Origin of the sequence: Amycolatopsis kentuckyensis, from assembly GCF_002155975.1 — a bacterium.
GTDB classification, from domain to species: Bacteria; Actinomycetota; Actinomycetes; order Mycobacteriales; family Pseudonocardiaceae; genus Amycolatopsis; species Amycolatopsis kentuckyensis.
On sequence record NZ_MUMI01000714.1, the window covers coordinates 1 to 7,704 of the forward strand.

Below are 7,704 nucleotides of genomic sequence, written 5' to 3' on the forward strand. Positions count from 1 at the left end.
TCCAGCCCTGCGCCGCCGGGTGGGGGCCGCTCAAGCCGGCCGTGCCGAGCTCCGCCGTGGCCGCCGCGGCGAGGTCCGCGGGGGCCGCCAAGGTCAGGTTGCGGCAGGTCAGCGCGGCCGGGAACTGGCCGTTGAAGGCCGCCGCCATGGCGCGGGCCTGCGGCTCCCACTGCGCGTACGCGTCCGGGACGCCGGACCGCTGGACCGCCTGCGCGGCCTCGGTGATCGGCAGCGTCTCCCAGTTCGGCAGCTTCTCGAGCTTCTCGTAGAACTCGGTCGCCGCGTAGACCGGGTCGCGCAGCTGGGCGATCGTGCCCCAGCCCTGGCTCGGCCGCTGCTGGAACAGGCCGACCGAGTCGCGGTCACCGCCCTCGAGGTTGCGCAGCTTCGACTCCTGCAGCACCGTCGCCAGCGCGACCGTCGCCGCGTGCGCCGGCAACCCCATCCTGGTGCCCACGGCCGAGATCGTCGCCGCGTTGTTCATCTGCTCCGGGGTGAACGTGTACGCGGACGCGTTGTCCCCCGGCAGCGCCACCGTGCACCCCGGCGTCTTCACCGAGCCGCGCGTGTACGCCACCACCACGACGATCGCCGCGACCAGCACGACGACCGCACCCAGGACCATGGCCACCTTCAGGCCACAACCGCGCACCCTGCCTCCCCGTCACCCGTTCGCACCAGTCTGCCCAATAGGAGGACGCGGTGCACCGGGCGGGGTTCAGTGGGCGGGGCCGAGGAAGATCGGGTTGGACATCGCGACCATCGCGTTCGGCACCGTCGTGTTCGGGCCACCGGACGGGCGACGGACCTCGACGCGCACCCACCGGCTGTAGCGGGGGTAGGTCGTCCAGGTGACGGTGGCCGCGCCCGAGTCGCCGATCGGCTCGGTGTGCTCCGGGCCGAGCTGGTCGAGGAACGTCACCGTCGTCCCCGGCACGCCGGCCACCACCGCCTCGACGGTCACCGGGGTCCCGGCGCCCACGGCGAGCCGCTCGCCGAGACCCGCGCTCGTGCCGCCGCCGGAGACCGTGAAGTCCAGCCGGACCGACGCCGACTCCGCCAGCCACGAGCGTCCCGCCTTCAGCCCGGCCAGGAGTTCCCGGCGGCGCAGCCGGTCGGCGAGCACCACGGTGTGCGGCAGGGCGACGCGCTGGTCCGGGTGGTGCGCGTCGGAGTCGCCGATCGCCGGGATGAACCGGCCGCCGCGCAGCAGCCCGTCCCAGTGGATGACGCTCGCCTCGTCGTCCTGCGTCCACGGACCGTTCCAGACCTCGACCAGGTCGGCGATCTCGTAGGCGAATTCGTAGGTGCAGCCGAAGCAGCCGGCGAACGGGTGCGCCGCGGTGACCAGGCCGCCGGCGCGGTGCACCTGGTCGGTGAAGCGCCGGAAGTCCCGCGGGTCGGCCGCGCGGTAGCGCCAGTCGATCCAGGTGCCGGCGGGCAGGCCGATCGCGGGCCAGTGCCCGGACCGGGTCGTCACCTCTTCGCCGTTGAGGATCAGCAGGTCGTCGGTGGCGTAGTCGCCCCAGACCAGCTGGGAACTGGAGGTGTTGTGGTCGGTGGAGACGATGAAGTCGAGCCCGGCGGCGCGGGCGTCGGCGACGAGCTGCTCCGGCGTCCGCCGGCCGTCTGAGTGGACGGTGTGCAGGTGGCTGTCGCCGCGGTACCAGGCGCGGCCGCGTTCGCGCGCGGGCGCGGTCTCCGGCGCGGGATGCGGCTCGAACGGCGAGCCGTCCGGGCCGAAGGTGAGCGTGATGTCCACCCGGTAGTTCAGCCCCTGCGGCGCGACGGTGTACGGACCGAGGACGACGTGCCACCGGCCGGGCTCGATCGGGCCGGCGAGGTAGCCGGGGGTGGCCTCGCACGCGCTGATCGAGAACCGGTCGCGGAAGCCGCCGGACCAGCCGCGGAAGCCGCGGGCGTTGCCGAGTTCGTGGCCTTCGGGGCCGAAGATGCCGATGTCGCAGGCGTTCCCGCGGGTACCGGCGGGCACCGGGGGTTTGTCGTAGGAGTACACGACGTCGATCTGCCGCACCCCGCGCGGGACGTCGACCGGCAGGTAGTACCAGTCCGGCACGTCCGGTTCCAGCGTGCCGGTGACGGTCCGCGTCCGGCTGGTGCCGCCCGGCTGGTCGGCGAACGCCACCCCCGGCAGCATCCCGGCGGCGGCCGCCACCCCGCCGGCCCGCAGCAGCGTCCGGCGGCTGAAGTCGGTCATGCGCACCTCCGCATCGGACGCTAGGCGCGCCAGGCGAACGCGGCCACGAACCGCCGGTGAACTTTCGGCGGAATCAGCGGCGTTTCGCCAGGATCTTCGCGAGGGCGACACCGGCGACGGCGGCGACCAGCCCGAGCCGCGTGAGGTCGACGGCGGGCACCCAGGTCACGGTCTCCCCGCGGACGACGAAGGCGCCGACGGGCCGGGCGAAGACGCCTAAGCCGGCGCCCTCCCGCACGGGGAGGGCGCCGGTGCCGTCCTCCCCGCCGCCTCCGCCGCCGTAGACCGCCGCGGCGGGGATGACGACGGTCCCGTCGCGCTCGACGGGTTCGCCGTAGACGAGCCGGGCGGAAAAGACGTCCCGCGCGGCCGACACCACCTGCCCCAGGTTCATCCCGCCATCCTGGCCCGGCCGGCCCGGCACGCGCGCCTCCCGTCGAGCTGTCCACTGTGGCCGGTACCGGCTGACCGGTTCGGCGCCCCGTGCAAAAACGAGCCACAGAATCGGTGCAGCGCTGAAAAAATTGCGCTGAAGGTGTGGCAAAAAGATGTATCCGAAAGTTTTCACCGCGTTGACGGCTACCGTCCGATCGCTGCATTCTGCCACCCACGGGGAGGAATCATGGCACTGCTGAAGAACGGCGTGGTCACCGCGCCACCGGGAGCACCGGCCGGCGCACGGGCGCTGACCTCGGCCGATCCGTTCGGCTCCGGAACCGGCGTGGCCGCCGACCGCGGGGCGAACCGGTACGGCGTCTGCTCCATCGAGGACTTCCCGCCCGGTATGAACGACCTTTCCTACACCCACGACGACGCGGGTGGTTTCTACAATTACGTCAAGCAGTTCGCCGCACCGAACTTCTGGTACACCGACGGCGGTGTGCTGTCGTGGATCTACGGCGAGCAGTACGACGACTGGCAGGGCACCTACGGCTTCGACGCCTGCGTCGCCGAGTACCACTCCGGGCACGGGACCATGGACTCGGGCGGCGTTTTCTGGATGCCGATGGGCGGCACCTGGGGCGGGTCGGCCTGGGCGAGCTCGGCCGACATGCGGCTGGGCAACGAGGTCGCGCGCTACCTGTTCTTCTCCACCTGCCTCTCGCTGCGCATCGGCGACGGCAACAGCCCGATCCGGACGTGGGACGCGGCCAACCTCGGCCTGCGGATGATCTTCGGGTTCGAGACGACCAGCGTCGACAGCCCGCACTACGGCGCCTACTTCTTCAGCAAGTGGAACGGCAACGGCCACAAGTTCAGCAAGGCGTGGCTGGACGCCTCCTGGGACATCGACCACCACCAGGCACCGTCGGCCGTCGCGTGCGGGGCGACGCAGGCCGAGGCGCAGGACCGGCTGTGGAACGAGGGCTCCTTCTCGACCGCCGCCGCGTCGAAGAACTGGTGGTGGTGGACCTGGTACGACGCCGCCAAGAGCATCCGGGCCCCGCGGCTGGAGCTGCCCGGCTCGGCGCAGACCGCCCGGTTCGCCCCGCAGCGGCTTTCGCCGTCGCGGCTGGCCGAACTGGCCGGCCACTACGGCGTCCGGCTCGGCGGCGGGGTCCCCGAGGACGCGATGGGCCCGCACGGCGTGGTGCTGGGCGCCGGCCAGGACGGGCCGAGCCTGACCGTCGACCACCGCGGCGTCCGCGAGATCACCTTCGCCGACGCCGACGGCACCGGCCGGGACGCGCCGAGCGCGGCCGAAGCCGTCCGGATCGCCCAGGACGCCGTCGAGACGTTCGGCCTGGCCGACCGGGTGGACCTGGTCGCCGACAAGGTGCGCCACCAGTACCACGCGGGCGGCACCGCCGACGACGTCGCCGACCCGCGGGTGCGCGAGACCCACGTGGTGTTCACGCAGCTGGTCGACGGCCGCCCGGTCGTCACGCCCGGCCTCGGCGAGGTCCGGGTCGCCATCGACGGCGGCGGCACGGTGACGACGATCGTCGACGCCACCCGCGAGGTCGAGCGGCTGAGCGACGGCGCGCCCACCGCGCCGCCGTCGGCCGGGGAAGCCGCCCGCGAGCCGGCGACGGTGGACGAGGCACTCGACGCGCCGACGCAGCGCCTGCTGCGCCGGCTGGCCGCCGGTGGCCGCGTGCCCGCCGAGGTCCGCACGATCCCGGACTCGACGGCGGTCGGCTACGCGCTGCGCGGCGACGACGGCGTCCCGGTCGTCCGGCGGACCGTCGAGGTCGACTGCGGCGCGGGGCTCGCGAAGCGGTACGTCCTGGAGGCGCCCCTGCGCTGACCACCACCGAAGCGGACGGGCCGGCACCGCGTCGGGGGGTGCCGGCCCGCCGTTTCCCACGTTCGGGTGTGAACCCGAGGTATCCGGGGCACCTCTCAGGGGCACCTGTGCTCCAGGGGGAGCGCGCCGGACCGAGGGGAGACCGCGATGACCTTCGATTTCGTCAGCCGCTGGCTGGGCAGGCATCGCGAGCGCCCCGGCGTCACCGTCGACCTGGCGTGCGGGGGCCGCGTGACGCTGCGGGAGATCGACGGGCGGCCCGTGCTGGTGGTCACGACCGCGCCCGGGCCCGACGGCCGGTGCGACGTCGCCGCCGTTCCGCTGTCCGAGGCCGAACGCCGCGAGCTGGGCCAGGTGCTGGACTCCGACGTCCTGCTCGCCTCCTGATCGCTTCCGCGCCACCCGCTGTTCGCACTCGCGTTGAGTGCATTGTCGCGAACCTCGCGTGAAAGCCGGTCCACGCGGTGTGGTGCGGGTCGCTTTTTGTGGGGTTCCCACAACTCAGCCGCCCCGGCATGCGCCATGGCGGACATTGGTCCGACCCGTCGTCATCCACCAGGGTGTAGACAGGTGCAGGCGACGTTCCAGGACGGGTACGTCGCCTTCTGCGCGTGGGTATTTGGGAGGCTCAGCCGGTGTTCAGTCGTGTCGCCATCGTCAACCGCGGAGAGGCCGCGATGCGGCTCATCCACGCCGTCCGGGATCTGTCGGCGGAAACCGGGACGCGGATCGAGACGGTCGCCCTCTACACCGACGCGGACCGCACCGCCACGTTCGTCCGCGAGGCCGACCTGGCCTACGACCTGGGCCCGGCCTCGGCACGCCCCTATCTCGACCTGGCCAAACTCGAAAAGGCGCTGGTCGAGACGAAGGCCGACGCCGCCTGGGTCGGCTGGGGCTTCGTGGCCGAGGACCCGGCGTTCGCCGAGCTGTGCGAGAAGGTCGGCATCACCTTCGTCGGGCCCAGCGCGGACGCGATGCGCAAGCTCGGCGACAAGATCGGCGCGAAGCTGATCGCCGAAGAGGTCGGCGTGCCGGTCGCGCCGTGGAGCCGCGGCGAGGTCGCCACCCTCGAAGACGCGCTGAAGGCCGGTGAGCAGATCGGCTACCCGCTGATGCTCAAGGCCACCGCGGGTGGCGGCGGGCGCGGTATCCGCATGGTCGCCTCCGGCGAGGACCTCGCCGACGCCTACGAGCGCACCAGTTCCGAGGCGCTGCGCGCGTTCGGCTCCGGTGTCGTGTTCCTGGAGCGCCTGGTCACCGGCGCCCGGCACGTCGAGGTCCAGGTGATCTCCGACGGCGCGACGGCGTGGGCGCTCGGCGTCCGCGACTGCTCGGTGCAGCGGCGCAACCAGAAGATCATCGAGGAATCGGCCTCGCCGGTGCTCGCGCCGGCGCAGACGGCCGAGCTGAAGGCGTCGGCCGAGCGGCTCGCGGTGGCCGTGGGCTACCGCGGCGCGTGCACCGTCGAGTTCCTCTACCACCCCGGCGAGAAGCTGTTCGCCTTCCTCGAGGTCAACACCCGCCTGCAGGTCGAGCACCCGATCACCGAGATCACCACCGGCACCGACCTGGTCAAGCTGCAGCTGCACGTCGCCGGCGGCGGCAAGCTCGAAGGCACCCAGCCCGCCGAGCTCGGCCACGCCGTCGAGGCGCGCCTCAACGCCGAAGACCCCGACCGCGACTTCGCGCCCTCCCCCGGCCGCATCGCGCGCCTGGCCCTGCCCGCCGGCCCCGGCATCCGCGTCGACACCGGCGTCAGCGAGGGCGACACCATCCCGGCCGACTTCGACTCGATGATCGCCAAGATCATCGCCTACGGCCGCGACCGCGAGGAGGCGCTCGGCCGCCTGCGCCGCGCGATGGCCGAGACGACCGTCATCATCGAGGGCGGCGCGACCAACAAGAGCTTCGTGCTCGACCTGCTCGACCAGCCCGAGGTGATCGACGCCAGCGCCGACACCGGCTGGATCGACCGCGTCCGCGCCGAAGGCCGCCTGGTCACCCACCGGCACTCCGCGATCGCGCTCGCCGCGGCCGCCATCGAGGCCTACCAGGACGAGGAAGAGGTCTCCGTCCAGCGGCTGCTGTCGACCGCGCACGGCGGGCGCCCGCAGGTCCAGCACGAGAGCGGCCGCCCGCTCGACCTCAAGCTCCGCGGCGTCGGCTACCGCGTCTCGGTCGCCAGGGCCGGGCGCAGCCGCTTCCGCGTCGGCATCTCGGCCGGCGCGTCCGACGTCCACCACGCCGACATCGAGATCGAGCGGTTCGACGCCCACAGCGGCCGGATCCTGGTCAACGGGCGGCGCTTCCGGCTGACCTCGGCCACCCACGGCCCGATCCACCTCGTCGAGGTCGACGGGGTCACCCACCGCGTCAGCCGCGACGAAGGCGGCGTCGTCCGCTCCCCCGCGCCGGCGCTGGTCGTCGCGACGCCGCTGTCCGTCGGCGACGAGGTCGAGGCGAACGCGCCGATCCTCGTGCTGGAGAGCATGAAGATGGAGACGGTGCTGCGCGCGCCGTTCCGCGCCCGCGTCCGCGAATGCCCGGTGTCCGTCGGCAGCCAGGTCGAGACCGGCGCGCCGCTGATGCGCCTGGAACCGCTCGCCGACGACGCCGCCGAGGAAGCCGCCGACACCGGCGAGACCGTCGAGATCGAGCTGCCCTCGGTGCCGGACGGCGTGTCCGCGGCCGAGCGCGTCGAACGCGGCCTGCAGGACCTCCGCAGCCTGCTGCTCGGCTTCGACGTCGACCCGGCCGAGCGGAAGCGGCTCGTCACGGCGTACCTGGAGGCCCGCACCGAGCTGGGCAACCGGCCGGTGGAAGGCGAGCTGGAGCTGCTCACCGTCTTCGCCGACCTGTCCGAGCTGAGCCGCAACACCCCGGGCGGCGAGGACACCGTGCCGAACGGCGCGGTGCACAGCCCGCGCGAGTTCTTCCACACCTACCTGCAGAGCCTCGACGTCGAACGCGCCGGCGTCCCCGAAGGCTTCCAGGCGAAGCTGAAGCGCGTCCTCGCCCACTACGGCGTCGGCGACCTCGAGCGCACGCCCGAGCTGGAGTCCGCGGTCTTCCGGATCTTCCTGGCGCAGCAGCGGACGGCCGCCGACGTCGCGGTCGTCCGCTGCTGCGCCAGGAAGATCCGGAAGACCGCGGACTCCAGCTCGGGCGTGCGCTCGAGGTCGCCGACGCCGTAGCGGGCGAGGACGCGCTTCAGCTTCGCCTGGAAGCCTTC

The 7,704-nt window shown here is 73.0% G+C and carries 5 protein-coding genes and 1 pseudogene; 3 read left to right on the forward strand and 3 right to left on the reverse strand.

Annotated elements, in window-relative coordinates; translation table 11 throughout:
- The 3 genes from CCN39_RS46315 to CCN39_RS46325 all read right to left on the reverse strand — a co-directional run.
- A partial coding sequence (locus tag CCN39_RS46315; protein WP_086853387.1) for a hypothetical protein occupies positions 1–625 on the reverse strand: 625 nt, incomplete at its 3' end.
- Between the two features lie 93 nt (positions 626–718).
- On the reverse strand, positions 719–2,218 hold the full coding sequence (locus CCN39_RS46320; protein ID WP_244211325.1) for a CehA/McbA family metallohydrolase: 1,500 nt from the start codon (positions 2,216–2,218) through the stop codon (positions 719–721).
- A 73-nt stretch (positions 2,219–2,291) separates the two neighbouring features.
- Entirely contained in the window at positions 2,292–2,612 is a 321-nt protein-coding gene (locus CCN39_RS46325) for a hypothetical protein (RefSeq protein ID WP_086853390.1), read from the reverse strand.
- 228 nt (positions 2,613–2,840) lie between these two features.
- On the opposite strand from CCN39_RS46325, the gene CCN39_RS46330 reads away from it, so the two are divergent.
- The 3 genes and pseudogenes from CCN39_RS46330 to CCN39_RS46340 form a co-directional block, all read left to right on the forward strand.
- Entirely contained in the window at positions 2,841–4,469 is a 1,629-nt protein-coding gene (locus CCN39_RS46330; protein WP_086853392.1) for a DUF6345 domain-containing protein, read from the forward strand.
- A 147-nt stretch (positions 4,470–4,616) separates the two neighbouring features.
- Entirely contained in the window at positions 4,617–4,856 is a 240-nt protein-coding gene (locus CCN39_RS46335) for a hypothetical protein (protein ID WP_086853394.1), read from the forward strand.
- Positions 4,857–5,104: 248 nt separating this feature from the next.
- Positions 5,105–7,609 (forward strand): annotated as a pseudogene (locus CCN39_RS46340) (acetyl/propionyl/methylcrotonyl-CoA carboxylase subunit alpha); the annotation flags it as partial.
- Between the last annotated feature and the right edge of the window lie 95 nt (positions 7,610–7,704).

What these genes read in the sequence shown, in the direction of transcription:
- CCN39_RS46330 (WP_086853392.1), top strand. Translation starts at nt 2,841, where the DNA reads ATGGCACTGCTGAAGAACGGCGTGGTCACCGCGCCACCGGGAGCACCG.
- CCN39_RS46325 (WP_086853390.1), bottom strand. Translation starts at nt 2,612, where the DNA reads ATGAACCTGGGGCAGGTGGTGTCGGCCGCGCGGGACGTCTTTTCCGCC.
- CCN39_RS46335 (WP_086853394.1), top strand. Translation starts at nt 4,617, where the DNA reads ATGACCTTCGATTTCGTCAGCCGCTGGCTGGGCAGGCATCGCGAGCGC.
- CCN39_RS46320 (WP_244211325.1), bottom strand. Translation starts at nt 2,218, where the DNA reads ATGACCGACTTCAGCCGCCGGACGCTGCTGCGGGCCGGCGGGGTGGCG.